General features: G+C 35.3%; 28 protein-coding genes. 25 read left to right on the forward strand and 3 right to left on the reverse strand.

From position 1 onward, the window contains the following. Positions 1-184: 184 nt before the first annotated feature. The 21 genes from IJQ68_RS04725 to IJQ68_RS04825 all read left to right on the forward strand — a co-directional run bounded on the left by IJQ68_RS04725 (position 185) and on the right by IJQ68_RS04825 (position 21,868). Positions 185-730: a TATA-box-binding protein gene (locus IJQ68_RS04725; RefSeq protein WP_058740120.1), complete on the forward strand. Its 546-nt coding sequence runs from the start codon at positions 185-187 to the stop codon at positions 728-730. 12 nt (positions 731-742) lie between these two features. Further along, a complete protein-coding gene (gene serB / locus IJQ68_RS04730; RefSeq protein ID WP_292797614.1) occupies positions 743-2,410 on the forward strand; it encodes a phosphoserine phosphatase SerB in 1,668 nt (555 codons plus the stop codon). 52 nt (positions 2,411-2,462) lie between these two features. Further along, complete coding sequence (locus IJQ68_RS04735; protein WP_292797617.1) at positions 2,463-2,609, forward strand: hypothetical protein; 147 nt, start codon at positions 2,463-2,465, stop codon at positions 2,607-2,609. Between the two features lie 94 nt (positions 2,610-2,703). Then, positions 2,704-4,863, forward strand: a complete 2,160-nt coding sequence (gene topA / locus IJQ68_RS04740; protein ID WP_292797620.1) for a DNA topoisomerase I — start codon at positions 2,704-2,706, stop codon at positions 4,861-4,863. A 314-nt stretch (positions 4,864-5,177) separates the two neighbouring features. Then, positions 5,178-7,916, forward strand: a complete 2,739-nt coding sequence (locus IJQ68_RS04745) for an STT3 domain-containing protein (RefSeq protein ID WP_292797622.1) — start codon at positions 5,178-5,180, stop codon at positions 7,914-7,916. Between the two features lie 56 nt (positions 7,917-7,972). Next, positions 7,973-9,067 carry a GTP-binding protein gene (locus IJQ68_RS04750; RefSeq protein WP_292797625.1) on the forward strand — a complete coding sequence of 365 codons (1,095 nt, stop codon included), beginning with the start codon at positions 7,973-7,975 and terminating at the stop codon, positions 9,065-9,067. A 5-nt stretch (positions 9,068-9,072) separates the two neighbouring features. Beyond that, complete coding sequence (locus IJQ68_RS04755) at positions 9,073-9,615, forward strand: adenylate kinase family protein (protein WP_292797628.1); 543 nt, start codon at positions 9,073-9,075, stop codon at positions 9,613-9,615. Between the two features lie 515 nt (positions 9,616-10,130). Further along, positions 10,131-10,496, forward strand: a complete 366-nt coding sequence (locus tag IJQ68_RS04760; protein WP_292797631.1) for a ribonuclease P protein component 4 — start codon at positions 10,131-10,133, stop codon at positions 10,494-10,496. Then, on the forward strand, positions 10,465-10,722 hold the full coding sequence (locus IJQ68_RS04765) for a YhbY family RNA-binding protein (protein WP_292797634.1): 258 nt from the start codon (positions 10,465-10,467) through the stop codon (positions 10,720-10,722). The genes IJQ68_RS04760 and IJQ68_RS04765 overlap by 32 nt, the downstream gene beginning before the upstream one ends. A 99-nt stretch (positions 10,723-10,821) precedes the next feature. Further along, positions 10,822-11,259: a 30S ribosomal protein S19e gene (locus IJQ68_RS04770; protein ID WP_292797637.1), complete on the forward strand. Its 438-nt coding sequence runs from the start codon at positions 10,822-10,824 to the stop codon at positions 11,257-11,259. A 24-nt stretch (positions 11,260-11,283) separates the two neighbouring features. Continuing rightward, a complete protein-coding gene (locus IJQ68_RS04775; RefSeq protein WP_292797640.1) occupies positions 11,284-11,640 on the forward strand; it encodes a DNA-binding protein in 357 nt (118 codons plus the stop codon). A 5-nt stretch (positions 11,641-11,645) separates the two neighbouring features. Next, the gene (locus tag IJQ68_RS04780) at positions 11,646-12,230 is read left to right on the forward strand and encodes a hypothetical protein (RefSeq protein ID WP_292797642.1); all 585 of its coding nucleotides are present in this window, start codon (positions 11,646-11,648) and stop codon (positions 12,228-12,230) included. 25 nt (positions 12,231-12,255) lie between these two features. Further along, complete coding sequence (locus tag IJQ68_RS04785) at positions 12,256-12,411, forward strand: 50S ribosomal protein L39e (protein ID WP_149731730.1); 156 nt, start codon at positions 12,256-12,258, stop codon at positions 12,409-12,411. Between the two features lie 12 nt (positions 12,412-12,423). Continuing rightward, complete coding sequence (locus IJQ68_RS04790) at positions 12,424-12,669, forward strand: 50S ribosomal protein L31e (RefSeq protein WP_058740110.1); 246 nt, start codon at positions 12,424-12,426, stop codon at positions 12,667-12,669. Positions 12,670-12,711: 42 nt separating this feature from the next. Next, the gene (locus tag IJQ68_RS04795) at positions 12,712-13,383 is read left to right on the forward strand and encodes a translation initiation factor IF-6 (RefSeq protein WP_292797669.1); all 672 of its coding nucleotides are present in this window, start codon (positions 12,712-12,714) and stop codon (positions 13,381-13,383) included. A gap of 17 nt (positions 13,384-13,400) precedes the next feature. Continuing rightward, a complete protein-coding gene (gene rpl18a / locus IJQ68_RS04800) occupies positions 13,401-13,625 on the forward strand; it encodes a 50S ribosomal protein L18Ae (protein ID WP_292797672.1) in 225 nt (74 codons plus the stop codon). Between the two features lie 21 nt (positions 13,626-13,646). Beyond that, on the forward strand, positions 13,647-14,078 hold the full coding sequence (gene pfdA / locus IJQ68_RS04805; protein WP_292797675.1) for a prefoldin subunit alpha: 432 nt from the start codon (positions 13,647-13,649) through the stop codon (positions 14,076-14,078). Positions 14,079-14,157: 79 nt separating this feature from the next. Next, positions 14,158-16,455 carry a carboxypeptidase-like regulatory domain-containing protein gene (locus tag IJQ68_RS04810; RefSeq protein ID WP_292797678.1) on the forward strand — a complete coding sequence of 766 codons (2,298 nt, stop codon included), beginning with the start codon at positions 14,158-14,160 and terminating at the stop codon, positions 16,453-16,455. Between the two features lie 43 nt (positions 16,456-16,498). Continuing rightward, a complete protein-coding gene (locus tag IJQ68_RS04815) occupies positions 16,499-19,234 on the forward strand; it encodes an Ig-like domain repeat protein (protein ID WP_292797681.1) in 2,736 nt (911 codons plus the stop codon). Positions 19,235-19,458: 224 nt separating this feature from the next. After that, entirely contained in the window at positions 19,459-20,787 is a 1,329-nt protein-coding gene (ftsY, locus tag IJQ68_RS04820; protein ID WP_292797683.1) for a signal recognition particle-docking protein FtsY, read from the forward strand. A gap of 4 nt (positions 20,788-20,791) precedes the next feature. Then, positions 20,792-21,868, forward strand: a complete 1,077-nt coding sequence (locus IJQ68_RS04825) for a CapA family protein (RefSeq protein WP_292797686.1) — start codon at positions 20,792-20,794, stop codon at positions 21,866-21,868. 9 nt (positions 21,869-21,877) lie between these two features. Here IJQ68_RS04825 and IJQ68_RS04830 read toward each other — a convergent pair whose 3' ends face one another. Together IJQ68_RS04830 and IJQ68_RS04835 are read right to left on the reverse strand one after the other, a co-directional pair. Then, positions 21,878-22,567, reverse strand: a complete 690-nt coding sequence (locus IJQ68_RS04830) for a nitroreductase family protein (protein ID WP_292797689.1) — start codon at positions 22,565-22,567, stop codon at positions 21,878-21,880. 1 nt (position 22,568) lies between these two features. Then, positions 22,569-22,946, reverse strand: coding sequence for a DUF4258 domain-containing protein (locus tag IJQ68_RS04835; protein ID WP_292797691.1), 378 nt, complete (start codon positions 22,944-22,946; stop codon positions 22,569-22,571). Between the two features lie 121 nt (positions 22,947-23,067). Between IJQ68_RS04835 and IJQ68_RS04840 the strand changes: the two genes are divergently transcribed. The 4 genes from IJQ68_RS04840 to IJQ68_RS04855 all read left to right on the forward strand — a co-directional run bounded on the left by IJQ68_RS04840 (position 23,068) and on the right by IJQ68_RS04855 (position 25,699). After that, positions 23,068-23,325: an STAS-like domain-containing protein gene (locus IJQ68_RS04840; RefSeq protein ID WP_292797694.1), complete on the forward strand. Its 258-nt coding sequence runs from the start codon at positions 23,068-23,070 to the stop codon at positions 23,323-23,325. A 36-nt stretch (positions 23,326-23,361) separates the two neighbouring features. After that, positions 23,362-24,813 (forward strand): sodium-dependent transporter, encoded by a 1,452-nt coding sequence (locus IJQ68_RS04845; RefSeq protein ID WP_292797697.1) that lies wholly within the window; start codon positions 23,362-23,364, stop codon positions 24,811-24,813. A gap of 126 nt (positions 24,814-24,939) precedes the next feature. Next, positions 24,940-25,266: a hypothetical protein gene (locus IJQ68_RS04850; RefSeq protein WP_292797698.1), complete on the forward strand. Its 327-nt coding sequence runs from the start codon at positions 24,940-24,942 to the stop codon at positions 25,264-25,266. Then, the gene (locus tag IJQ68_RS04855) at positions 25,259-25,699 is read left to right on the forward strand and encodes a hypothetical protein (protein WP_292797700.1); all 441 of its coding nucleotides are present in this window, start codon (positions 25,259-25,261) and stop codon (positions 25,697-25,699) included. Before IJQ68_RS04850 ends, IJQ68_RS04855 begins: the two co-directional genes overlap by 8 nt. 53 nt (positions 25,700-25,752) lie before the next feature. Here the strand turns inward: IJQ68_RS04855 and IJQ68_RS04860 are convergent, their stop codons facing one another. Then, positions 25,753-26,517, reverse strand: coding sequence for a hypothetical protein (locus IJQ68_RS04860; protein ID WP_292797703.1), 765 nt, complete (start codon positions 26,515-26,517; stop codon positions 25,753-25,755). Between the last annotated feature and the right edge of the window lie 288 nt (positions 26,518-26,805).

The following is a 26,805-nucleotide window of genomic DNA, read 5'->3' on the forward strand; positions in this document are numbered from 1 at the left end:
TGTCAAATTCACCTATTGATTATTATTTAAAATTTTATTAAATTATAATTTTTTTGCAATAATATATAAATAAACATAAGTTTATATACTATTTAAATAAAATATTTTATTAGTAAAAATTTAATTTTTGTTTTCTTAATTTTTACTTAACTACTTTTAAAAACTTAAAATTGGAGGTTTTAATTTGACCGATGTTGACATTAAAATAGAAAACATTGTAGCTTCCGCAAGCATTGGAAAGGATATAGTCCTTACTGATGTATCCCAAGCTTTAGAAGGGGTTAATTTTAATCGTGAACAGTTTCCAGGATTAGTATTTAAACTTAAAGATCCTAAAACCGCAGCATTAATTTTCAGCTCTGGTAAGCTTGTGTGTACTGGAGCAAAATCTATAGATGATTCCAAATTGGCAATCAAAAAAACTGTAGATTTGATGAGGGAAGTAGATACTGAAATTCCTCATGAATTTGAAATTAAAATTCAAAATATTGTGGCATCTGCAAACTTGCAATCCACATTAAACTTAGAAGCAGTAGCTTTAGAACTTGAAGATACTGAATACGAACCGGAACAATTCCCTGGTTTAGTATACAGATTATCAGACCCTAAAGTTGTGCTATTATTGTTTGGTTCCGGTAAAGTTGTTTGTACTGGAGCAAAAACAAAAAGCGACGCTAAATTAGGTGTCGAAAGAGCTTACGACAGATTAAGTGAGCTAGATTTAATATAATTGGTGGTATTATTGATTAAACTTGTAGTATTTGACTTAGATAACGTTATTATTGATGGTGAAGCAATAGATGAGATAGGAAAATTAGCAAATGTTGAAGATGACATAGCTGAAATTACTGAAAAAGCTATGCAAGGTGAAATAGACTTTGAAACTTCTATTAAAGACAGAGTCCAACTTCTAGAAGGAACCTCTATCGAAGAAATCGAAAAAGTCGCTGACGAACTTCCATTAATGCCTGGTGCTTGTGACACTATCGCACGTTTAAAAGAAGAAGATGTTGATGTAGCTATCATTAGTGGTAGTTTTGATGTAGTGGCTGAGAAGGTTAAAGAAAAACTTGGTGTCGATACAATCTATACCAATAGTTTCACAGTCGAAGATGGTAAATTAACTGGTGAAGTGACTGGTCCTTTAGTATCTGGTTCTAAATTAGATGTTTTAAAAGACCATGTTGAAGAAGCAGGTATTTCTTTAGAAGAAGTAGTTGCTGTTGGAGATGGCGCAAATGACATTTCCATGATTGAATCAGCTGGTTGCGGAATTGCATTCAATGCTAAAGACTCCGTAAAAGAAATAGCTGATGTTGTAGTAGACGAAAAAGACTTAACAAAAGTCTTAGACGAAATTCTTAATCAATTAACCACTGAAGATACTGAAAACGACGCTGTTGAAAATGAAGAAGCTGAAACTGAAGAAGTAGAAGAAGTTGAAGCTGATGCTAATGCTGAAGAAGTTGAAGAAGTAGAAGAAGCTGAAGTTGCTGAAGAAGAAGCTGAAGAAGCTAAAGAAGAAGAAACTGAAGCTGAAAAACCTAAAAACGATCTTCCAAAATCTGAATTTGTTCTCGCTGACACTATGGAAGGTGTAAGAAAACAAAAAGATGAAAAAGAAGCTGAAATAGCTCAAATTGCTGATGAAAGAGAAGAATTCAACAAAATAGCTAAAGAACAACGTAAAATCCGTGATGAATTAAACGCATCATTAAAAGAAAACTTAAACAAAGCTATTGAATTCAGAAACGAACGTAATGAAATCAACAAAGCTGTTGAAGCTGCTAAAAAAGCTCGTAACGATGCTAACAATCAGATTAAAAGCTTAGAATGGTCTTCTGGTAAACGTGACAAAGTTAAAATCGAAAATGAAATCAAAAAAATTGATAAAATTATCGAAACTCGCGTTTTAGACATTAAAAAAGAAAACCAACTCGTTAAAAATGCTAATGACTTAAGAAAACAACTGATGGAAATTCAGGAAGATGAATCAGTTAAAGAAGAAGCTCAGGAATTAAGGAAATTATCCGAAGAAGAGCACGAAAAAGTTATCACACTCTCCGAACAGGCACAAGCTGCTCACGAAGAAATGTTAACTTACTTCAGAAAAACTGATGACATCAGAACCGCAGCTGACGAAGCACACAAAAAATTCATCGAAGCACGTAACAATGCTTCAGCAAAACATGAAGAATTCAAAGCTGTATTAAGCGACATCCATGTCATTAACAAAAAATTAGGTTCAGGTAAACCTAGAAAAAGAAAATCTGATAAAAAATCTTCATCCGGTGCTAATAAAAACCGTGAAGAAAAAGAAAGAGCTGAAGAAATCTTTGAAAAATTCAAACAAGGTGGAAAATTATCTACTGAAGAGCTCTTGCTTTTACAAAAATATAATATAAATTAAATCCAATTTTAATTTATATTTTTTTACTTTTTTTTATATTGAGGTTTTAAACATGTCTGAAGAAAAAATAGAAACTTGTTTTTTATGTGGTAAAGAATTTGACATGAATAACTCAGAATTAGCTTATTATCGTAATGGTAAATTTCCTATTTGCGATTACTGTGCTGAATTTTATTCATTTTACAGAGAAGATTTATAATTCTTCTATTTATTTTTTTCATAGAAATTTTTATATATGATAATTTATTCTATATTTTATCTAATTACAAAATTTTTGGGGAGTACTTGTTAGAATGCATGAAGTAATTATTTGTGAGAAACCTAGTTCGGCTGAAAAAATAGCAAAAGCATTATCTTCTAAAGCTAAAAAAAATTTTTATAATAAAAAAATTAAATACTGGACATTAAACAGAGATTCAAAGGATATTACTGTATTATCTGGTGTCGGTCATTTATATTCATTGATTCCAAGCACATCAAAAAGCACCATTTCATTCAATCTGCATTGGGCACCTGCCTATGAAGTAAACAAAAAGACCAGCGGATACACCCGTGACTATGTAAGGGCAATTCAAAAATTCGGAAAAGGCGCTGATTCATATGTCCATGCATGCGATTACGATGTGGAAGGTACATTAATCGGATATAATGCCTTAAAATATGCATGCGGTGAAGAATCATTGGCCAAATCATCCCGTATGAAGTTTTCCACCTTAACCAAAAAGGACATTATTGAAGCATATGAAAATAGGATCAATATAGATATGCATCAGGTGGACAACGGTATCGCACGCCATATCCTTGATTATTACTTTGGAATGAACATATCCATTGCCCTATCAAATGCCGTTCGCAAATCCAAGAAAAGGTTTTTAAAATTATCTGTAGGACGTGTGCAGACTCCTACTTTATCAATTCTGGTTGACCGTGAAAAGGAAATCGAAGAGTTCGTTCCTGAACCTTATTGGGTTATCAGAGCTATCCTTGATTTTGAGGACATTGAAATCAAGCATGTTGACGGCAATATCTTTGACCGTGAACGCGCTGAGGAAATCTTCAATAAATGTCAGGGAAAGGATGCTACTGTAGATAAAATCGAGTTTTCCAATTCAACCACAAAACCTCCTGTTCCATTCAATCTGGGCGGTTTGCAGTCTGAAGCTTATAATGTATTCGGTTTCACTCCTAAAAGAACACAGAGCATTGCTCAAAATCTTTACAGTTCAGGTTATACTTCCTATCCGCGTACTTCTTCCCAAAAATTACCTGAAAGCTTAGGATTTTCATCCATATTCAAACAGCTGGCAAAGGATCAGGAATATAGAAAACATATTTCTCAACTGCCTGCCAAACTAAAACCGAATAACGGTAAAAAGGATGATGAAGCTCACCCTGCTATTCACCCTACCGGAATCCTGCCTTCAGGACTGTCTAAAGACGAGCAAAAGATTTATGACTTGATTGTATACAGATTTATTGCAGTATTTTTCGAAGCTGCAAAATTCGAAACCATGAGCACTACATTGGATATTGAAGGTGAAAAGTTCCGTTTCAGACGCAGAAGAGTTACCCATAAGGGATGGATGGAACACTATCCGTTCAGAAAAATTGATGACGAGAAATTCCCTGAAGTCAAGGAAGGGGATTCAATGAGTGTCAAGGAGCTGATTTCCGATGAAAAAGAAACCAAACCTCCTGCCCGTTACAACCAGGCTTCACTGATTAAGGAACTGGAAAAAAGGGAACTTGGTACAAAGGCTACCCGTGCGGATATCATCGATAAGTTATATGACCGTAAATATATAGACGGAAATAAGATTTCTGTAAATCAGCTGGGTAAAAATCTCATTGATACCTTAAGCAGCTATTGTAACAACCTCACAAGCGAAGAGCTGACCAGAGACTTGGAGGATAAGCTTGAAGGTATCAACAAAGAGGTCACAACTAGGCAGAGCGTTATCAAAGAAGGAGAAAAGGATGTTAAGGAAATTTTGGTTGACATCGACAAGAATACTGAAGAAATTGGTTCAAAACTTTATGACGCTTATCAGGAAAGCAATATTGTCGGCCAGTGCAAGTGCGGCGGAAATCTCATTAAAAGATATTCTCCTAAAAACAAAAGCTATTTTGTAGGATGTTCCAATTATCCTGACTGCGACCGTACATATTCTATTCCTAAAGGTGCACGTTTCCTTAAAAAAACCTGTGATAAATGCGGATTGCCTATGATTTCTTTTGGAAGCAAACCTCCTAAGCACGCATGTCTTGATTCAAACTGCGGCAAGGAACATCTTGAACCGGAACAGATTGAGGTTCTCGGAAAATGTCCTGACTGCGGCAAGGATTTGATTAAACGTTCCGGACGTTACGGAGACTTTGTAGGATGCAAAGGTTTCCCAAGATGCCGCTTCACATGCGCTTTGGATGAACTTAAATATAAACTCAAAAAGTAATTTTGGAAAAATTTAATTTTTTTCAAAACACACTTATTTTTTATAATTTTGTCTTAAATGCAAAATACTTAATAATGTTAAAAATAATATATAAACATTAATAGAAACATTAATCCTATTTGATGTTTTTATCCGATGCGATAATAAAAATAATATTTTATTTATTTGCATTAGTTAATCCTATAACTAACATTAATTTAGTTTTATGATTAATTGACCCTTTTGGGTGATTGCTTAGTATTATAACTAACTATACACAATTACTCTTATAATTAATTTTAAATTTTAATAATCGAACGAAAATAGAGGATTTTATGAATAGAGAAACAATGATGACAATAGGTAAATCAGTAATCATTATTTTGATTCTTTTAGCTGTTGTCTTTGCATTAAGAGCTCCTGCAGCTGATCTTACTATTCTTCCTAATGAAATCAAAGGAGATTACGTTGATTCATCAGGTCTTCCTTATTTCAGTGAAATGGATTCATATTATAACTTAAGGTTGACGGAAGATTATGTAGATCACGGCTATGTAGGGGATTTGAAATTAGATGATGGTTCAGAGATGGATTTACACAGGTATGCTCCTGATGGTAATGTGATTAACTACGAACTGGGTATTGTTTATATTACGACGTTTTTCCACGATATGGTTAATCAGTTCATGGGAACTCATACTGTTAGGGAAGTCGCATTTTGGACAGGTGCTGTTGTGGCATCATTAGCAGTTATTCCGGCATTTATATTTGCCAGAAGACTGACGAATGATTATGGTGCGATTGCGGCAACATTAATTATAGCTTTAGCTCCAAACTACTTTGCGCACACATTCCCTGGATTTTTCGATACAGATATGTTCTATTACATATTTTCACTGTTCTTCATATTCTTCTTTGTTGAGTGTATAAGAACGGATAACATCGCACTTAAGATTATTTATGCGCTGTTATCAATTATTTCAATAGGACTGTTCTCCATTTCATGGACTGGTTATATCTTTTACGTAGGTTTAATGGGTATTTTCGCAGTTGTATATCTGATTGCTTGCTTTGTATTCAACATTGGTGATAATACTCAAAATCAGTATTCGAATAAATTCATGTGGTTTATTCATCAAAAAGAAGTCTTATCAATTATTATTCTTTTAGTAATCGGTTTTGTAGGTATTTCCTTCTTCAGAGGTATTGACGGTGCACTTGGAATATTCAACAGTTTACTTTCCTTGCTTTCATTGCAATCCACTGCAAGGGTTGTTGGTGGTTTCCCTAACGTACTTATTTCTGTTGCAGAGATGCAAATGCCTAACTTACTAGGTTCCGGTATGGGTTCAGCATTTTTAGCTAACTCAAACGGTGTTGTAAACGGTATGGGTGGAATAAGTGTAATGTTTGCCGGTTTGGTCGTATTGTATGTATTGGTTACAAGAGTGCTCAAACTCAGAAAAATCACTTCTCCAAAACAGCAGGCAAAATCCAAACCAAGCAAAGCTGACAGAGTTTCCGCCGCTAAAAAAATTGATGATGACCGCAAATTCAAATTATCACTTGGTGAATTAACAAGTTTCGGCGAAACACAAGATGAAATCGCTCAAACTAAACGTTTAACAATTTTATACGCATGTTTATTTGTTGTATGGACTCTTATTACTATTTTAGCAGTAACTAGAGGTTCAAGATTTATTACAACTATTGTTTTACCGTTCGCTTTAATGACCGGTATTTTCATAGGTTATGCAACCGACTACATTAAAAATAAACTTAACAATGACAATTGGCTGGCATTTGTAGTTGTTCTTGCAGGCGCACTTGCTGCTTATCCGCTGACTCAAATCAACCTGATATTGGGTATACTTTTATTCATTGTAATCGCAGGTTTAGGTTTAGCTTCAATCTTTGCTATCAAATCCAAAAGATCAGCTTCAGATAAAAGCATTCCTATTAAAAAGTACATTGCAATCATTGCTATTGTTCTTGCACTGGTTTCACCTACCGTTTGCGGTGCATATATCACTTCAAATCAGGTAGTTCCTGGTACTAACGATGCAATGTGGAATGCAATGACATGGATTAATGAGAATTCAGACAATTCAACCGTTATCACATCCTGGTGGGACTTCGGTTACCTCTTTGAGATTGCTGCTGACAGACAAGTAACATTCGATGGAGGTTCTCAGTCAGGAGACCGTGCATACTGGCTGGGTCAGGCGATGACGACGAGCGACTTGGAGTACTCTGCAGGAGTATTCAGAATGCTGGATTCCTCAGGTACCAAAGCTCAGGAAGCATTATATAACTACACTCAGGATTACGGTAAATCCACAGATATACTTAAAGAGATTTTACCGATGACTGCAGAAAATGCTACAAACACATTAGTCAACACTTATCATTTGACTAATGATGAAGCTAATACAGTAGTTAATTTCACTCACCCTGCAAATCCACGTCCTGTAATATTTGTTGCAAGTTCAGATATGCTTCAAAAAGCAGGTTGGTGGAGTTACTTCGGTGCTTGGAACTTTACAAACCAAAGTTCCCAGAACTACAATTATTACGTACCTTCACAGCAGGTAACTGTTGAACCTGGAACCACTGGTAAATTACCTTTAATTGATGATTCCGGTTTAATTGTAAATGCAGTTATCCAAAGAGGAACAGGTAATAATTCAACTACCGCATACACTGAAGCATTGTCTTCATACAACAACAGTGAAATTATAATTAATGGTACTCCATACAACCCATTGAATATTTCAAATATCATGGTTATTGAAGACGGATATCTTGTTAAAAACGAATCTGTTGGAGACGTTAAAGATGCAAACTACACTTTATTCCTGATGGGTGAAGGAAACGTCTACACTCCAATCTTAATCGACAACAAATTATCCAATTCCATGTTCACTCAACTGTACTTGTTGGGTGGTGCAAACCAGGAAGTATTCACAATGGTCCACATGGAAAATGGTGTGTCATTATGGCAAGTAAACTTTGATAAAACAGTTGCTGGAGGAGGTTCTGGTTCTTCCAGTGCAACAAATACAACTAGTTAGATTGGGATATTAAACTCCTAATCTCTTTTTTTATATTTTTTTAATATGGTGATTTAATGGGCATTGAAGATAAGATTAAAGATATTGAGGAAGAAATTCAAAAGACACCATATAATAAGGCTACTTCACACCATATTGGTAAATTAAAAGCTAAACTTTCAAAATTAAAAGAGGAATCTCTTCAAAGAAGCAGTTCCGGTCATAAGGGACAAGGGTTTCACGTTAAAAAAACTGGAGACGCCACAGTTGTTCTTGTAGGGTTTCCGTCAGTCGGTAAATCCACTCTGTTAAATGAGATTACAAATGCTGAAAGTAAAGTTGGAGCTTATCAGTTCACTACTTTGGACATTGTTCCTGGTGTTATGGAGCATAAAAATGCTAAAATACAGGTTTTTGATATTCCTGGAATTATCACAGGTGCAAGTAGCGGTAAAGGAAGAGGAAAAGAGATTCTGTCTGTTGCAAGGACTGCAGATTTGATTTTGGTTGTTTTAGATACTTTAAACCCGCAGCATCTGAACGTTATTTTAAAAGAACTCAGAAATATTGGTATAAGGCCTAATGAACGTCCGCCGGATGTAACTGTCAACAGAAAAAAGCTTGGTGGTGTAAAGGTTTCATCAACATGTCCTTTAACCCATTTGGATGAAAAGACAATAAGATCAATCATCAATGAATATGGAATGCACAATGCTGATGTCTTATTTAGGGATGACGTAACGATGGATCAGTTCATTGACGTGCTTGACAGAAACAAATCATATGTTCCAATGCTGATTTTATTGAATAAGGTCGATTTGGTCGATGAAAATTACCTGGAAGAGCTTAAAAAATATATTCCTGATTTTATTCCGATTTCAGCAGATAAAAAGACAAATATCGAGGAACTTAAAGACCTGATATTTGATAACTTGGATTTGGTTAGAGTTTATTTAAAGCCGCAGGGCAGAAAAGCGGATATGGAAGATCCTTTAGTTATCAAGAAAGGCTCAACTGTTATTGACGCATGTGGCAAGCTGCACAGAGAATTTGTGAAAAACTTCCGTCACGCTAAAGTATGGGGAACATCAGTTAAATTCCCAGGTCAAAAGGTCGGACCGGACCATGTTCTTGAAGATGAAGATATTTTAAGAATTATTTTAAAGAAATAGATAATATGTCCAATATTATTTTTATCAGTGGTACTCCCTGCACAGGTAAGACCACAATAAGTGAAAAGTTATCTGAAAAGCTGAATTATGATTTGATTAAAATTAATGATTTAGCTATTGATAACAACCTTGTTTTAGGAATCGATGACGATAAAGGATATAAAATAATTGATATTGATGGATTAAATGAATTGCTTTTAGAGATTATCCCTGAGCATGATAACTTGATTGTTGAAGGCCATTTATCCCATTTATGTTCCGGTGCGGATAAACTTATTGTCTTGAGATGCCGTCCGGAAATTCTTGAGAAAAGATTAGCTTTAAGGAATTATTCTGATGCTAAAATTCATGAAAACCTAGAAGCCGAAGCATTGGGAGTTTGTTCAGCTGAAGGATTGGAAATTTATGAAAATAATATCTATGAGTTGGATGTTAGCGATTTAAGTGTTGATGAAGTTGTTTTAACTCTTATGGATGTCATTAATGATGAAAAAGAGTTAAGTTTTGGTGAAATTGACTTCATGGAATGGTTACTCGCACATCAATAGGTTTATCTTTTCTTTTTTTCATAACATGTCTTCGTTAATTACTTTTGTGATGCTTTTAATTAACAAGTTGGTTAACAAATTGTTGAATAAATTTCGATAGTTTCAATTTAATCGAAGTCATTGTTACTGATTATTTCTAATATTTTTCGGATGACATATTGTTCGTCATTTTTTGTGTCATCCGCATATTCTTTCACAATATTATGTATTTCTATAAGTTTTTTCTCTAAGTGTATTCTTCTTTCTTCTGCTTGTATTCTTGAGTTCATCTGTCATCATATGAAAAAATAAAGGGTTAAGTCTAATAGAATGTTTATATCAAAATTATGATTAAAAATAAAAACTTCCGATATTTCCCATTTCAACACAACATTTATTAATAGTGAAAATCATATTTATTTTTAATATTCATCTTAACCTAAGGTTATTCATTAACTATGGTTTTTGTTTTAATTTGCGCAAATCATTTTAATTCAATTTTTGAATATTATATCCGACAATTAAGGAGGATATTTTTGAGTAGAGGAAAACGACCTAAATGGATGATTGATATAGCTATAGAAAGAATGAATATTCTTTTTGAACGTGCTGAGATGGAATTCATCACCCATCCTGAACGATCACATAGATATGTTGAACTGGCTAGAAAATTATCCACCAAGTACAATACCAAAATTCCACAAAAGTGGTCTAGGAGGTATTGCAAGAAATGTGGCAGATTCCTTTACTATGGTCATAATTCATCCGTCCGGCTAGTTGATGAGAAAGTCAACATTTTTTGTGGAGAATGTGGTCATGTTATGAGAATTCCTTATTCGAAGGAAAAGAAAAATAAAAGGAGAGCTAAATATGAGTCAATCAAAAAAAGAAATGATGAATAGAGCTCTTTCCGCGATGACAATCAACATTGGTAAAAGTGGTGTCAATGACAATGTCATTGAAGAAATCAGACGCCAGCTTAAAGCTAATGAAATTGTCAAACTTAAATTTGCAAAAAATATCGCTAGAGATAAAGATACTTATATTGCAGAAATTGTCGAAAAGACTCGATGCAAGCTCATCGATGTTCGAGGACATGTTGCTGTAATTTACAAAAAGAAGCCTTAAGAATTACTTAAATTTAGAGTTACAGGCCCTATTTTTTTAGGTCTTAAATTTACAGTGGATTAAGAGGACAATTATTTAATAAAATATTGGAGAATTAATATGACTACTGTATTTGATGTACCTGCAGATTTATTAATTGAAAAAGTCGCAGAAGAATTTAAAGAAAATGATAAAATCAATTCCCCTGCATGGTCCAATTTTGTTAAAACCGGTGTTCACAAAGAAAGAAAACCGGAAAATGCTGATTGGTGGTATGTAAGATGTGCATCTATCATTAGAAGAGTGTACATGGATGGACCTGTTGGAGTAATGAGTTTAAGAACTTTCTACGGTGGTAAAAAAGACCGTGGTGTAACTCCTGAAGTATTTAGAAAAGGTAGTGGAGCTATTATTAGAAATGCTCTTCACCAATTAGAAGACGCAGGATTAGTCGAAAAAGTTGAAGGCGGAAGAATTGTTTCCCCTCAAGGAAGATCTTTCCTGGATAAAACCGCTGGTGAAATCATTAAAGATATTCCTGAACTTGCAAAATACTAATTAAATTATATTGGAGAGTTTGATATGAGCGATCTTGATGAAATTCGTCAAAAAAGAATGGCTGAGTTGCAGGCACAAGCTGCTGCACAACAACAAGCGCAACAGCAGCAAATGGCTCAAATGCAACAGCAAGAAGCGGCCCAAGCACAATTCGAAGCTCAGAAAAAACAAATTTTAGGACAAATTTTAACTTCTGAAGCTCGTAACAGATTAGCAAACCTCAAATTGACTAAACCGGAACTTGTCAATCAGATTGAAATTCAACTTATTCAGTCTGCTCAGGCCGGTAGCTTAAGAGGAAAAGTCACAGATGAACAGCTTAAAGTTCTTCTAAGACAAATTGCTGGTCAGAAAAGGGAGATTAAAATTACAAGGAAATAGTATCCATGAAAGCGGCTGTATTATATAGTGGTGGCAAAGACTCATCTTTTATGGCTGTAATGCTTAAGAGATTGGGTCTTGATGTTGAATTATGCACAGCAAACTTTGGTGTTTATGATTCATATATTCCCGCCAGAAAATCAGCAGAATCATTGGGTTTTAATCATAAGGTCTTAAATCTTGATTTGGACATTCTTGATAAAACCTGTGACATGATTATGAGGGACGGATTTCCAAACGACGGAATAAAGTTCATCCATGAAACGGTCATTGAACATGTTGCTGAAGAATATGATATTATTGCCGACGGAACAAGAAGGGATGACAGAACTCCTAAGCTGAATGTCAATCAGATCAGAAGCCTTGAAGACAGGAAAAATGTCCAATACATTAATCTGGACAGTTTCGGTCACAAGTCTATCAAGCTGATAACATCCAATCTTTTCGAGATATCTCATGAGAAAAGCAATAAGGACAACAGTTCCGATTATGAGGTTGAGATAAGGACTCTGATTGATGAGAAGGGAGGAAATTCTCTGGATATTTTCCCGGAACATTATCAAACTCGCGTTATAGGATATAAAAAATAATCATGCTTTATTAACAGGTGAAAAAATGAGTAGAAATAAACCATTAGCTAGAAAATTAAGAATGGCAAAAGCAAACAAACAAAATAGGAGAATTCCAATCTGGGCTTATGCTAAAACTAACCGTAAACTTAGATACAGACCTAAACCTAGACATTGGAGAAGAAACAGCCTTAAATTATAAGGGGGATTTATCATGGAAAGAGTTTACACAATTCCACTTAGAAATGTAAAAAACGTTAAAAGGACTATCAGAGCTCCTAGAGCTATTAGGGAAGTTAAAAATTTCTTAACCAAACACATGAAAGCTGAAGAAGTTAAACTTGATGAATCTATCAATCATGTAATTTGGGCAAGAGGTATTCAAAAAATACCTTCAAAAATCACTGTAAAAGCAGTTAAAGATGATGATGGTGTTGTAGAAGCTACTTTAGCAGAATAGCTATCGTACCTTTTTCAAATACTTAACAAGTGAGGTAACAATATGTTAAAAAGAATAGATATTGTAGGAAATCCGAATATAGGGGTTTTCATTCAGGTAACTGATGACTTTGTTATTGTTCCTTATAATTTAATCGACGAAAAAGTTAAATTAGTTGAGGAAATATTGGAAGTCCCTGCAGTCAAATCTTCTATTTCCGGAAGTAGCCTTATCGGTTCATTATCTGTAGCTAATTCAAACGGTATAGTTGTTTCCCCACATGTTTTAGATAGAGAAGTTAAACAGTTCGAAGAGTTAGGACTTAATGTTGCGGCAATTCCCGGCAATTACACTGCTGTGGGCAATATTGTTGCGGCAAATGACAATGGCGCTATTGTAAGTCCTTTTTTATCTGAAGAGGCTATTAATACAATTGAAACCACTTTGGATGTTAATGTCGAAGCTACTTCAATGGTTGGCAGTGACATTATCGGATCATTGATATGTGTAACAAATAAAGGGTTTTTAATCAGTAGCACTGCTGTTGAAAGTGAAGTTGACTTTTCTCGTAAAGTATTTGGTGTTGAAGGAGACGTCGGTACTGTTGGAAGAGGTATCTCTTTAGTCGGTGCATGTTCCATTGCTAATTCAAATGGAGCAATTGTTGCTAAAGACAGTACTGGTCCTGAAATGGCTAGAGTTGAAGAAGCATTAGGCTTTTTAGATGATTTATAAATATCTGAGGGATTAATATGATAACTAAAATTTACAGAGTTAAAGGTACTTTTGTAATGGGCGATGATTTTCATAAATTTGTAAAAGAATACAAAGCTACCAGTGAAGCTGATATCGAAGAAAAAATTTATGAACGTTTCGGAAGCAAACACGGTATTAACAGAAACCAAATCAAAATTTCTGAAATCACCGAAATTGCTCCTGAAGATGTCGAAGACCCAATTGTAAAAGAAATTTTATAATACACTTCGCGAGGTGTTATTATGGAAGATCAGCAAAGATTAAACGAACTCATTAATGAAATTAATGCATACAACCAGCAGGCTGAACTTGTTCGCCAACAGATCGAATTGATTCAGGCTTCAATCGCTGAAGTTGATGCATTATCCAACACTTTAGATGACTTGAACGGTGAAAAATCCGTTGAGGCTTTTGTACCTGTGGGTGCTGGTTCTTTCATTAAAGGGGAACTTAAAGACACTGATGAAATTATTATAAGTATTGGTGCAGGATACGCTATCAAAAAAGATGCTGAAGGAGCTAAAGTGATTATTGCTGGGCAGAAAAAAGATTTGGAAGACAGTATGGACAAAATGTTGGCTAACTTACAGCAGATTACTGACATTTTGGCAAATCTTCAAGGTCAGGCTCAACAAATCCAGGCTGCAGCTCAGGGCGGCGTAACCGGTTATTAATTACTTATAACTTTTTTTCTTTTTTTAATTATTTTGACAGTAACATATTTTTATCTAATTAAACATACCTTTTAGTGAGGTGTTTATAATTAATAACAATTCAAAACTTCTTATTTTTATAACATTAATTATTTTTATTTTAAGCATTGCTGCTGTTTCAGCGGACGATTCATTCAACGCCACATCAACTGATGATGTTGTGCTTGCTGACGGCACCCCAATCGATGCTGTTGATGCAACTGCAGATGATGATTTGGTCAACTTAAGCGAATGCAGTTCAATCGTGCTTCATGTAAGTGACAGTGAAGGGGTCATATCCGTGAGGCGTGATGCAACCAATGCGGTTACCATATCTGTTGAAAGCGGCAGCTGGGGCGATATCGATTATCTAAAACAATATAAAACATCTGACGGTTATTTCGCCCATGCTATTGTAACTTCCAATGGATGGCTCATCGGTAACGGCGGTGTAACGGACGGCAGCACATTCAGACAAATTGAAAGCATCGCTTCTGAAATGGTCGTAAATAATGTGATTTCCAATGACTATCTTTCAAGAATTCACAGCATCTTATCCAGAGATTCACTGGGTCATTTTGTAATTAAGGCGCCTGATGGAACTTATGGAGTTGTATTTCCTAATCTATATCATGTTTCAAAACTGGAGCCCGGCCAATATCTGGTTTGTCCGAATGTCTATTCAAAATCTCAGAAAGGAACCTATGATGCCGGTTTAAGTCCTGTTGATGCGGCTATCAGAATAACTTACACAGATTCCTATGGCGTCAACAGAAGAAACATCCAGACTTATCACTGGAAAGTGACGGCTTCTCAAAACGGACTGTCCTATGGGGTTGACACATACACTTCAAATGACAACGGTGCTGGTGTAGGCCGTTCAACCGCTTCCTTAAGGGATGATATTTATTATTTCGGCACCTTCCATTCCAAAACATCAATTCCGTTAACTCCGGATAAAATGTATTTGGGAACACATGTATTCGAAAAGACCAGTATCGAGATTTTCAAATTATTAACTCCTATTAAATCTGTTCTTGTCGGTGAAGATATGGATTTGAAGTATCAGGTCAATTATGTCAAGGGCACAAATCCTGTTGTCATATTTGCAATTCCAGAAGGCTTCACATTCAACTCAGCATCATTATCCAAAGGAACATATACTTATGATGCAAGCACTAACGGAATAGTATGGTATCTGAATAACTGTGATGAAAAAAACTATATTACACTTTCTATTAAGGCTGTCAAATCAGGCAAATATGATTTATTCTATTCTTTAAACAATAATTTCGTAAACAGCAATAGCTTAAATGTCAATGATTATGGTGCTGTAATATCTTTAAATAGTCTGGAGAAATACAATAAAGGTCCTGAAAGGCTGAATGTTTATTTAAAAGACGTCAAAGGTAACCCTATTGCAAATGAAAATGTGGTCATAAACATTAACGGCGTGGATTATACGAAAGTTACAGATAGTGATGGTGCAGCTTCAATAGCTATCAATCTAAGTCCCGGCAGTTATGATGTGACTGCAGGATACAGCGGACGCTTCGGATCAAATTCCACTACAGGAAACGTAAAAGTTTTAAGCACGATAAACGGAAATGACATTGTCAAGATGTATAGAAACGACACTCAGTATTATGCATCATTTAAAGACACTTCAGGCAATCCTTTAAGGTCTCAGGATGTCACGTTCAATATTAATGGAGTATTCTATACCCGCTCTACAGACAGTAATGGAAGAGCCAAGTTAAATATCAACTTGAATCAGGGAACATATATTATAACCTGCATCGACCCTAACGGTGCGCAATACAGCAATAATATTAAGGTATTGCCGATTCTGGTTGATGGACATGATCTGACAAAATACTATAGAAACGATTCAGTTTATTCCATCAGGGTGCTTGATGATAGGGGAAATCCTGTAGCCGGTGAAAATGTCACATTCAATATTAATGGAGTATTCTATACAAGACAAAGCAACGAATCAGGATATGCTAACCTTAATATCAGATTAGGGCCTGGAGAATATATCGTAACCGCAGAATATAAGACTTTCAAGCATTCAAACACTGTCAATGTACTTCCGGTATTATTTGGAAACGACACTCTAAGCTATTCAAATGAAAGTAATTTCTGCGTTAAACTGATAGACGGCAAAGGAAACGATTATTCAAATCAGACAATAACATTCAATATTAACGGAGTCATCTATGCTAATGCAACAGATGAAGATGGTATTGCAGATTTGTTCATTTATCTGCCTGACGGAAAATATATCGTCACATCATCCTATGACGGCATCAGCATAGCTAATAATATTACAATAAACTCAACTAAGAGTCACTGACGGCGGTGTTACAATTAGAAAACTCATAATTATTTCTTTAATAATGCTTTTATTTTTAAGCTTATCATGCGTTTGCGCTGCAGACAATGAAACCGGATTGGAAGATGTAAGCATAAATGCAGATGACGTATCGATGCATTACAGAAACGGAACTCGTCTGAATGTTGATTTGACGGATTCAAATGACCAATCACTATCCAATCAAAGCGTAATAATCAACATTAACCGCGTTAACTACACAAGAACCACAGATACTGACGGCAAAGCATCAATTGCAATCAATCTGCTTCCGGGCAAGTATCTCTCAAACATCTACTTTTTGGGAACGAACAAGTACTCTTCTTCATCAAAGCAGATTAATGTGGAAGTATTGCCTACCATTTCTGGAGATGACCTGACCAAGTATTACAGGAACGATTCTCAGTATTATGCCACTTTTCTTGACGGTATGGGAAATCCTTTGAGCTTTGCTGATGTAACTTTCAACATCAATGGTGTTTTCTACACCCGTCAGAGCAATGAGGATGGTGTGGCCCGCTTGAACATTAACCTGGCTAAAGGTGACTATATAATCACTGCTTATAATCCAAACGACGGATTTGCACATTCAAACAGCATAAAGGTACTTCCCACAGTAAACGGTTCTGATTTGGTAAAGATTTACAGGGACTCACATCAGTACTGGGCCACTTTCAGGGACAGCAGAGGTAATCCTCTCTCCAATAGCAATGTGGAGTTCAATGTAAATGGTGTCATATACACCCGCCAGAGCAATGAGTATGGAAATGCCAAGCTCAATATCAATTTAGGACCTGGAAACTATATCATAACTGCCCATAACAAGATTAATGGTGAGCTTTCATCAAATAACATTGTGGTTTACGGATATTCCGAAACTAAGCTTACCACACAGGATTACTCATTCAGATTAAATGACGATGACACAATAACGGCAACCCTAACCAATAGATTGAATTACGGCATTGCGGGGGAAGTTATAAAATTAAATGCTGACAATAATACTTATTCTGCTTTAACCGATGAAAACGGTGTTGCAAAATTCTATCCTGGTCTGGCTCAGGGCAATCATTCCCTTAAATTCACTCACGATGCAACATCCGTTTACGGAGCTTCTCAAGCTATTTCAAATGTGGAAAATTATAACGGAACTAGGGCTATAATCAATGCCGATGATGATATTATTTTCATTAATGACAAATATAGCGTTTCATTGTATGATGAAAACAGCACCCCATTTAAAAATCAGAGTATTTTCTTAAAAGTTGGGCAAAACATCTATTCGGCAGTAACTGATGATGTTGGTGTGGCCACATTCAACGTTACATCTGGTGAAGGCAAATATGAGGCTATCGTATTTTATAATGGAACAGGATATAAGTTTACAAGAAAAATAGTCAGTCTTTTTATAGTGGATGATACTAAAACTTCAATAGTTCCATATACTTCAAGTGTAACTGAGGGTCGTGGTGAAAAATTCAATGTCTATCTGTCTTCAAATTCCATTAAACTGCCTAATAAGGAAGTCATCATCAGTGTCAATGGCAGAAACTATACAAAAACAACCAATGAGGATGGAATTGCATCATTAACTATTAATTTGTCTCCTAATTCTTATGATATGAAGTTTTACTTTTTGGGGGATGATTTCTTCAAAGCATCTTCCAATTCATCACTTTTAACTGTAGTGCCAAGAATATATACCCAAATCAGTCTCATCACTCCTGTCCATTATAAAGGTTCTGAATTCACATTCAATCTTAAACTGAAAGCAGATAAAGGTCTGTCCGGAAGGAATATAACCTTTACCATAGGTTCAAACACTTATAATCAAATCACAGATGACGATGGTGTCATACACCTGAATATCAATGATTTGGCCGTTGGAAAATATTACGTGACATACTCCTTTGCCGGAGACTACGATTACGCACCATTTACAGGAGCATCAACTTTGGAAGTGACTTCCCAGACTCCATACGGATATGGATATTGGGTAAGATATGGGAATATGAATGATGTGGACTTCGATGTTCTTGCCTCACACGGAACAAAACAGATCATATTGCATTCCTACGCATTCACTGCATATGGTGAAAACAATGTCGTTCACTGGATAAAACAGGCAAATGACTATGGAATGAAAGTTCATATCTGGATGCAGGTTGCATACTATGGCGGATGGAGCACTCTGTCCAATAGGGACGGATCGTACAATTATGACTTGATTAACTCAAAAATAGATGAGGCCAGATATTATGCGGGCGTTCCCGGAGTAAGCGGCGTTCACTTTGATTATTTAAGATTCCCTGGAACAGCACATAACTATCCAAACGCTGCTGATTCAATCAACTACTTTGTAATAAATGCAGTTGCCGCAATCAAGCAAGTCAATCCTAATTGTCAGGCATCAGCCGCAATAATGCCTGAGCCAAGCAGTATGATTTATTATTATGGTCAGGATTATACCACATTAAGCAGATACCTTGACTTCATCGCTCCGATGGTTTATAAGGGAAATTACAACAGCGGCACTTCATGGATAGGTTCCGTCACAAAATGGTTTGTCGCCAATTCAAAAGGTGCAGAGGTCTGGACTGGTCTTCAGGCTTACAGATCAGATGATGATGTCACTCCGCTTTCCGTTTCCGAGCTGGCTAATGATGCTCAGACCGCTTTGAATTCCGGAGCTAAAGGTATCATAATGTTCAGATGGGGTGCAACAAACTTCATTGATTTTGACACTTTGGTAAGGAAGTAAAGATTCAGATTTTCATTTTAAAAATTAGTTATTGATTTAACTAATTTTTCTTTTTATTATTTCAGTATTTTAATTGATTTTAGTATAAATTATTGAAGCTATTTTCAATCTCCTTGACTTTTCATTTCATCATATGAATTGCTTTTAATCTTGTTTAAATAATATGAGAAATATAAATAGTCATAATTAAACTTTTAAAAATAAAATAAATGGATGGGTTAATTTTGTTTGAATCACTAAAAAAGAAACTGTCACGTACAAGTGACAAATTGGAAGAAGAGATTATCGAAGAAGCAAAACAGGAAGATAATCTTCAGGAAGAAACAGGTCAAAAACGATCATTTTTCTCATTTGGCCGCAAAAAAGAAGAAGAAATTGATGAATCAACATTACTTGAAACTTCTGAGGATGTTCCAAGTGAAACTGAGGAAGAGAAGAAATCCCGTTTCTGGTCTAGAAGCAAAGATGATGAAGAAGAATCTGGCGATGAAGAAGAGAAACCTGAAGAAGAGAAAAAATCTCATTTCTGGTCTAGAAACAAAGATAATGATGAATCTGGCGATGAAAAAGAAAGTGAAGTTGAGGAAGAGGAAAAATCTCACTTCTGGTCAAGAAACAAGGATAAAGACAAGGATGATTCTCCTGAAGGAACCGGAGGACTGTTCTCATTTGTCCGTGAAAAAACCATTTCAGAAAAACATGTTGAAGACACATTATGGGAACTGGAAATGGGTCTATTGGAAGGGGATGTCGCAATGGAAGTTGCAACAGAAGTTGTTGAATCCGTAAAAGAAGATCTTGTTGGCCGTAAGATTAAAAGAAGCAGCGACATTACAGAATACACTTTCAACGCATTAAGAAATGCGGTTTCCGAAATCATCGACATTCCGGGAAAATCCATGACTGAAATGATTGAGGAGAAAAAGGCTCAGGGAGAACCGCTGGTAGTGATGTTTGTCGGTATTAACGGTACAGGAAAAACAACAACAATCGGTAAACTGGCCAATTATTATCTGAAAAAAGGCTACACTCCGGTTATTGCTGCTTCAGACACTTTCCGTGCAGGAGCTATTGAACAGGTCACCCATCATGCAGATAATGTTGGAGTAAAAATCATAAAGCACCAGAAAGGATCAGATCCAGCAGCGGTCGCATTCGATGCGGTTGAACACGCAAAGGCACAGGGAAAAGAACTGGTATTAATCGACACTGCAGGAAGGATGCAGACCAATACAAACCTTATGGATGAGATGAAAAAAATCAAAAGGGTTTCAAAACCTGATTTGGTCATCTTTGTCGGTGATGCGCTTACAGGTAATGATGCAACCCAGCAGGCAGTAAAATTCAATGAAGCCATTGACATTGATGGAGTTATCTTAACCAAGGCCGATGCGGACAGCAAAGGCGGAGCATCATTGTCCATAGGTTATGTGATTAAAAAGCCAATCATGTTTTTAGGTGTCGGTCAGGGATATGACGACATCAGGGAATATGATGCCGAATGGATGCTAAACCAGCTGTTCAGCGAGGATGAAGTGGCTGTAGAGGAATAGAAAAATGCGTTTTAAAAAAGTGATAATTGCTTTAGTGATTATTCTTGTGCTTCTTCTTGCTGTAGCGGCATTCGGAACATTTTATAATGGAGGCATAGATTCAAATGAGCCGAAGGAGAACGTTTCCATAGCTATCGTTGGGGATGTAATGTTTGCACGTAACATGCCTGGTGTTTTAAGCCTGGATTCGTCTCCATTTGCAGGAGTGTCCAATGTAACATCAAATGTTGATTTGCTGATTGTAAACTTTGAAAATGCTGCAACAACATCAACGTCTGCAGTCAAAGGTGATGTTCCACTAAAATGCAGTCCTGAGTATGTTCCTCTGGCCAAGGCAAACAACAACACTATTGCAACACTTGCAAACAACCATGTCTGTGATTATGGAATTGACGGTATGAGAGACACCATCAAATACATTGCCGAGGCAGGAATGACTCCAATGGGTGCAGGTGAAAACGAAAGCGAAGCACACCAGTCTGTTACAAAAGAAGTCAACGGAAGAGATATAACTGTACTTAACTATATGGATTCAAACAACTTTGCAGAATACAGTTATGAAGTACTGCCTTATGCTAACGGTTCAGCGCCAGGATATTCAGCATATGATTCAGCAGATGCACAAAAGCAAATCTCTGAAGCACGTGAAAACGGTTCTGACTTTATCATTGTCTATATGCACTTTGGAAACGAATATTCACGTTCACCGAATGAAGACCAGGAAAGGATAGCTCATGAACTGATAGATTACGGTGCTGATGTGGTTATCGGAGCCCATCCTCACGTAACGCAGGGCGTTGAAATGTATAAGGGAAAACCAATCTGTTACAGTATGGATAATTTCATATTTGATTTGGCCCGTGCAGACACCCAAAGGGATTATTTCGTTCAGATGGATCTGGTCAATGATACATGTGAGCTGACGATATATCCTGTTGACATGATTGGGTACCTGCCGTATTTCATGTCACCTGAAGACGGCAAAGCTCTTCTTGAAGAGCTCAATCCGCAGTGTGACCAGCTTAACATAACTGAAAACGGAACCGGAAAACTAACATTTAATCTGACAAGGGATGAATAATCCTTTGTTCTAAATTATTAAGCTGCCGATATATGAATAGCCTTTGATATCGTTTTTGTTTTTCACTTCAAATTCAAAAGTATCGGGATTTGATACATATAAATGCGCCAGTGCAATTCCAACATCAACATCCATCCATTTCCCGATTATTTTTCTTTTCAAAACATTAGGTTTGACTTTAAAAACATCATATCCTTCATCAGTGTGTTTAAAATACCATGGCTGTGAATTGACTGCTGATGGAGCAAGCTGTGCAGGTTTTAACTTATCATCGGGACTGTCAGCTATTTCAGATAAGTCCTTTCTTTTAAATTTTGAAATATCTCTTGTCAAATCGTCTGACTTTCCAAAAGCCATTAAAATTATAAATTCTGGGTTATTGTCTTTGATTGAGCCCATTCCGACCCAGCAGCTTCCAATGCCTAATGTCTGCATGTATAGGCTTAACTGCTGAAACACAAATCCTGCATTAACTCCGGAATTGTCCTTTTTCTCAGAATATATTGCCAGATAGTAAGGGGCTTTCCACCGGGTTTTCAAATTGACTTCATCTTTGGTCAGAATTTCATAATAATATTTGATTTCAGGATTTAATGGCTTAACATTTGACAGGAACTCTTTGATTGGCTTCATGTCGATTTCATCGTCCAAATATTTCCTGCAGGATTTTCTAACATAAATCTGGCTTGCTAAATCCATATTACCATTTCCTTTTTGATATTGCTTTCAGGCGCTTTTTCTCAATATTTTTCCGCTTGTCTGACTGGTATTTCTTTTTCTGACGGTTTGTTGCTGTTTGAAAGTTAGGCATTATCGTAACCAAATCAATGGTGTTTCCATGGCATGCAAAAATCAGTTTAAGCTCTTTGTAATCCTTGTTTGGCGGTGCTTCATAAATCACTTCATATTCATCGTTTCCGCTTTTTTCATATCTTATTGGCTCTTCATACATTATCGCATCAACGATATATTCCCTTTTAATCCCGTTTTGTGCCAATCTCTGATTGAAATGTGTGTTTTCAAAGCACCAGTCGATATTCTGCGTATTGCCTAAAATAAATTTGTCAAAAACTTTCATCACTATTAAGTTGTATTGTAAATTTTATAAAAGTATTGATTTTAACAGATTATTTGAAAAGATATAAATAACCCCTGTTAGATAATAATAATTGATTCATGAGCCTATTGGAGGTAAAATCATGAAAACAATAATCATTAAGGATGAAATTAATCCTTCTTTAGAATTAAATTCTGCAGCTACCGAATTATTAACCAAAATCAATGATTTTCCTGATGAGGATATTATAATTGATTTTTCTGGAGTAACCTTCATAAGCAGATCTTTTGCCCAGGCATATTTTTCTAAAAAAATCAAAATGAATAAAAATATCAAGGAAATTAATTTGACAGGTGAAGTAAAAGATTTTTTCAACACCGTACGTAAAAATTTCGAGTAAGTATCTATTTAACCATTGATAACAATATATAAATCTATGAGTGAAAAAGCACAATGGGATTCATCTTTATCATTTATTTTTGCAATGATTGGAGCGGCCGTTGGTTTGGGAAATATCTGGCGTTTCAGTTACGTGCTTTATTCCAACGGTGGGGGATCATTTTTCATCCCGTACTTCATTGCAATAGCCATTATGGGCATTCCATTCCTTATATTGGAATATGGTGTAGGATTCAGTTTTAAGGACTCGTTTTCAAATATCCTAAAGAAAATCAATCCCAAATTTGAAATTATCGCCTGGATTTTGGTGTCATTTGTCTTTGTAGTTGTTATATATTATATGGTTATACTGAGCTGGGACTTGGTATATCTGTTAAGCAGTTTCACTTTCGGCTGGGGAACAGATACGGTACATTATTTCACCCATGTCGTCGGAGGAAGCTCCAATCTTGAAACGGCAAGCTTCCTTTTGATTCCGACAACGGTCGGTGTGGCAATATTGTGGGTAATACTGTGGTTCATCTCCCATAAGGATGTGGATAAGGGAATCGGAAAGTTCTCAAAGGTTTTAATTCCTGCTCTTTTTGTAATAATGGGATTCATTGTAATCTATGCTCTGACATTGCCTGGGGCAGCTATCGGAATCAATACCCTGCTGACTCCTGACTGGTCAAAACTGCTTGATGTAAACATTTGGCTTGCTGCGTTCGCCCAAATCATCTTCTCACTGAGTATGGGCCAGGCAATCGCCGTTACCTATGCAAGCTATCTTCCTGAAAACTCCCGTCTGACGGACAATGTGCTTATTGTTGTAGCATCAAACTCAGCATTTGAGATATTCACGGCATTCGGAGTATTTTCCATTTTAGGATTCATGTCACAGACCGCCGGAACTCCTATGATTCAGCTGATTACTGAAGGAACAGGGCTGATATTCATTGTTTTCCCTATGATATTCAACATCATGGGACCTGTTGGAAGAGTCATCGCACCACTGCTATTTTTGGCAATACTCTTTGCCGGAATCACTTCCGCTTTAGGATTTTTCGAACCGATGCTCAATTCATTTTCAGCCAAACTGAACATGTCCCGTAGAAAAGCCGCAACAATACTGTCCATTGTAGGGTGTCTTTTCTCACTGATGCTTACAACCGGAATAAGCAGCTATCTTGTCGGAATAATTGATTCCTTTGTTAATGAGTTTGGAATATTGCTTCTGATAGGAGTTCAGTGCATAATATTTGCATGGTTCTACGGACTTGATCATTTCGTACCAATATTAAATGAACACGGACTTTTAAAGGTTGGAAAAGTATGGAAAACAATCATCAAATATGTATTGCCAATATTTTTAATCATAATCTGGGCAATAGGAATATTCCAGCTATTCGGCAAGGCGGAAACCTTTGAGTTAATGGTTGATTGTGTAATTATAATTGGCGTTTTAGTGGTTAGTTTTGCTTTAACTAAGTTTAAAGCATCTAACTAATCTTTTTTTATTTTTCATATATAAATGATTTAAAAAATCACACTTCACATAGATTAATATAACATCCATTACAGAATTATTTGTACATGATTATGCATAGTCTAAAAATTTTATAGGTGAATAATAATGTATGAAGAATTTTCATTAAATGAAATTATTAATCATTATGGGTTTGATCCTTATGAAATGATTGAAAAACACATCAATCAAGATATAATTCCAGCATATGATTGTTTAACCACATGCCATCGATCTAACCATGATGAGGAAGGTAATCCTGCAATCGAATTTTATATCAGATATAATGTAAAACTGGATTTCAATATTAAACTGAAGTTAGCTAGATTGGTTTCTAAAAATGTTCATGATTTTTGTAAAAAATCAGGTTTCGATGATGATGTTTTCTCATCAATGACTCTGCTTGTATGTATCAGTGGTGATTGCAATGTTTAAAGGATTTGGCGATTTTATTCCGCAAGATTTTTTGAATTTAGCCGATGAGATGTATACTCATCGTGATTTGTTTGAATCTAATATTTCTTCTGTCAAACGCAATATTTATGGTAGAATTTACTATTCTATATTTCTGTTTGTAAGAGAATGGTTAAAGCAAAACACTGCCTATGTGTCTTATCCTTTTGGTGAGCATAAACGAATGCCAATGTTTATTAAAAATAAAGGCCCATTTACTGATGAGCAAAATGAGGAGATTTTCAGACTATTCAATCAGTTAAAAAAGCTTAGACATCAATCAGATTATTATTTGGAAATTCCCAATAAATATTCTAAAATGTATGAAGATTGGGTTTTTGAAGATATTGTCGATGCTTTTGAAATTGCGGATTATATTATCGAATGTTTTGATAATGTTGAAACAAATAATTAATTATTATAGTTAGTTTTGCTTTAATTAAGTTTAAAGCTTCTAACTAATCTTTTTTAGTTAATATTGGCTTTAATTAGGAAATATACGAAATACAATCTGTTTGTGAATGTATATCTTTCCTTAATTTTTTTGCCGACGTGTTCTAAAATATTCAGTTCTTCCATTCTCAATAGGAATTCATTTAAAATTTCATTTTCCTTATCATTCAATATCTCTTTAATGTCTGAAATTTCAAATTCAATTAACTTATGTTTTCCTAATTTGAGAAGGATATTTTCATATTCATCATTTTCAATCTGGTCTAATATTAAACTTATCTGCTTATTGCCTAGTTCTATGGATGCATTCAAAACACTTTTAAAAACAATCTCTTCACTAATTAAATCGTTTTTAACATTCCAAAATGTTTCTTCACCTATCTGCTGCATAACTAATGGCATTCCCCAGGAATAATAAACCATATGTTTCAATGCTTTTTTGTTTTCAAATCTAATACTGTATTTTTCAAAATTTTCTATGAAAAATAACTCAATATCTTCATCATTCAAATGATCAATTTCAATTAAATGGAATATTCTTGAAAATGATGGATTTAAAGTAGTTAGTTTATTGAAATTTTCTTTATAACTAACTAATGTAAAAGCCACTGGAACAAAATTGTCGCTGAAGTCTATTGTTTCAGATAATCCTTTGTACCAATTCGGAAATTCGGAAGTTTTTGATAATCCATTTATATCATCAATAATGATGAACAATCCGTTTTTTTCTTTAAGGGATTTGCTGATGTTGAGTAAAAAATCTGCAAAGTTGTTTTTCACATTTTCAACGAAATCTTCTTTATTTTTCAGTGAAATTCCTATTCCTGGCAGTTTTATTTCATTAATGCTCCCTATAAATTCTTCAATTATTTTCTGTCCCTTTTTAGTTTTGTCTAATTCTTTAAATATTGCCTCTAATAAACTTTGTCAATGTCGTCAAGTTGATTTTTTAATTTAAAACGTTTATTTTTATATTATTATAATAATATTGCTTTATTGATTTTAATTTGTGTTAATTATTTTTTATTTATCAAAATAATGTGTTGTATATTGTTTTTCTTTGATTAA

The organism is Methanobrevibacter sp. (genome assembly GCF_017447225.1).
Taxonomy (GTDB): Archaea; Methanobacteriota; Methanobacteria; order Methanobacteriales; family Methanobacteriaceae; genus Methanocatella.

What these genes read in the sequence shown, in the direction of transcription:
- pfdA (WP_292797675.1), top strand. Translation starts at nt 13,647, where the DNA reads ATGGAAGATCAGCAAAGATTAAACGAACTCATTAATGAAATTAATGCA.
- IJQ68_RS04785 (WP_149731730.1), top strand. Translation starts at nt 12,256, where the DNA reads ATGAGTAGAAATAAACCATTAGCTAGAAAATTAAGAATGGCAAAAGCA.
- topA (WP_292797620.1), top strand. Translation starts at nt 2,704, where the DNA reads ATGCATGAAGTAATTATTTGTGAGAAACCTAGTTCGGCTGAAAAAATA.
- IJQ68_RS04825 (WP_292797686.1), top strand. Translation starts at nt 20,792, where the DNA reads ATGCGTTTTAAAAAAGTGATAATTGCTTTAGTGATTATTCTTGTGCTT.
- IJQ68_RS04745 (WP_292797622.1), top strand. Translation starts at nt 5,178, where the DNA reads ATGAATAGAGAAACAATGATGACAATAGGTAAATCAGTAATCATTATT.
- IJQ68_RS04850 (WP_292797698.1), top strand. Translation starts at nt 24,940, where the DNA reads ATGTATGAAGAATTTTCATTAAATGAAATTATTAATCATTATGGGTTT.
- IJQ68_RS04830 (WP_292797689.1), bottom strand. Translation starts at nt 22,567, where the DNA reads ATGGATTTAGCAAGCCAGATTTATGTTAGAAAATCCTGCAGGAAATAT.
- IJQ68_RS04795 (WP_292797669.1), top strand. Translation starts at nt 12,712, where the DNA reads ATGTTAAAAAGAATAGATATTGTAGGAAATCCGAATATAGGGGTTTTC.
- IJQ68_RS04855 (WP_292797700.1), top strand. Translation starts at nt 25,259, where the DNA reads ATGTTTAAAGGATTTGGCGATTTTATTCCGCAAGATTTTTTGAATTTA.
- IJQ68_RS04845 (WP_292797697.1), top strand. Translation starts at nt 23,362, where the DNA reads ATGAGTGAAAAAGCACAATGGGATTCATCTTTATCATTTATTTTTGCA.
- IJQ68_RS04815 (WP_292797681.1), top strand. Translation starts at nt 16,499, where the DNA reads ATGCTTTTATTTTTAAGCTTATCATGCGTTTGCGCTGCAGACAATGAA.
- IJQ68_RS04775 (WP_292797640.1), top strand. Translation starts at nt 11,284, where the DNA reads ATGAGCGATCTTGATGAAATTCGTCAAAAAAGAATGGCTGAGTTGCAG.
- IJQ68_RS04755 (WP_292797628.1), top strand. Translation starts at nt 9,073, where the DNA reads ATGTCCAATATTATTTTTATCAGTGGTACTCCCTGCACAGGTAAGACC.
- IJQ68_RS04735 (WP_292797617.1), top strand. Translation starts at nt 2,463, where the DNA reads ATGTCTGAAGAAAAAATAGAAACTTGTTTTTTATGTGGTAAAGAATTT.
- IJQ68_RS04770 (WP_292797637.1), top strand. Translation starts at nt 10,822, where the DNA reads ATGACTACTGTATTTGATGTACCTGCAGATTTATTAATTGAAAAAGTC.
- IJQ68_RS04840 (WP_292797694.1), top strand. Translation starts at nt 23,068, where the DNA reads ATGAAAACAATAATCATTAAGGATGAAATTAATCCTTCTTTAGAATTA.
- IJQ68_RS04750 (WP_292797625.1), top strand. Translation starts at nt 7,973, where the DNA reads ATGGGCATTGAAGATAAGATTAAAGATATTGAGGAAGAAATTCAAAAG.
- rpl18a (WP_292797672.1), top strand. Translation starts at nt 13,401, where the DNA reads ATGATAACTAAAATTTACAGAGTTAAAGGTACTTTTGTAATGGGCGAT.
- IJQ68_RS04765 (WP_292797634.1), top strand. Translation starts at nt 10,465, where the DNA reads ATGAGTCAATCAAAAAAAGAAATGATGAATAGAGCTCTTTCCGCGATG.
- IJQ68_RS04780 (WP_292797642.1), top strand. Translation starts at nt 11,646, where the DNA reads ATGAAAGCGGCTGTATTATATAGTGGTGGCAAAGACTCATCTTTTATG.
- IJQ68_RS04835 (WP_292797691.1), bottom strand. Translation starts at nt 22,946, where the DNA reads ATGAAAGTTTTTGACAAATTTATTTTAGGCAATACGCAGAATATCGAC.
- IJQ68_RS04790 (WP_058740110.1), top strand. Translation starts at nt 12,424, where the DNA reads ATGGAAAGAGTTTACACAATTCCACTTAGAAATGTAAAAAACGTTAAA.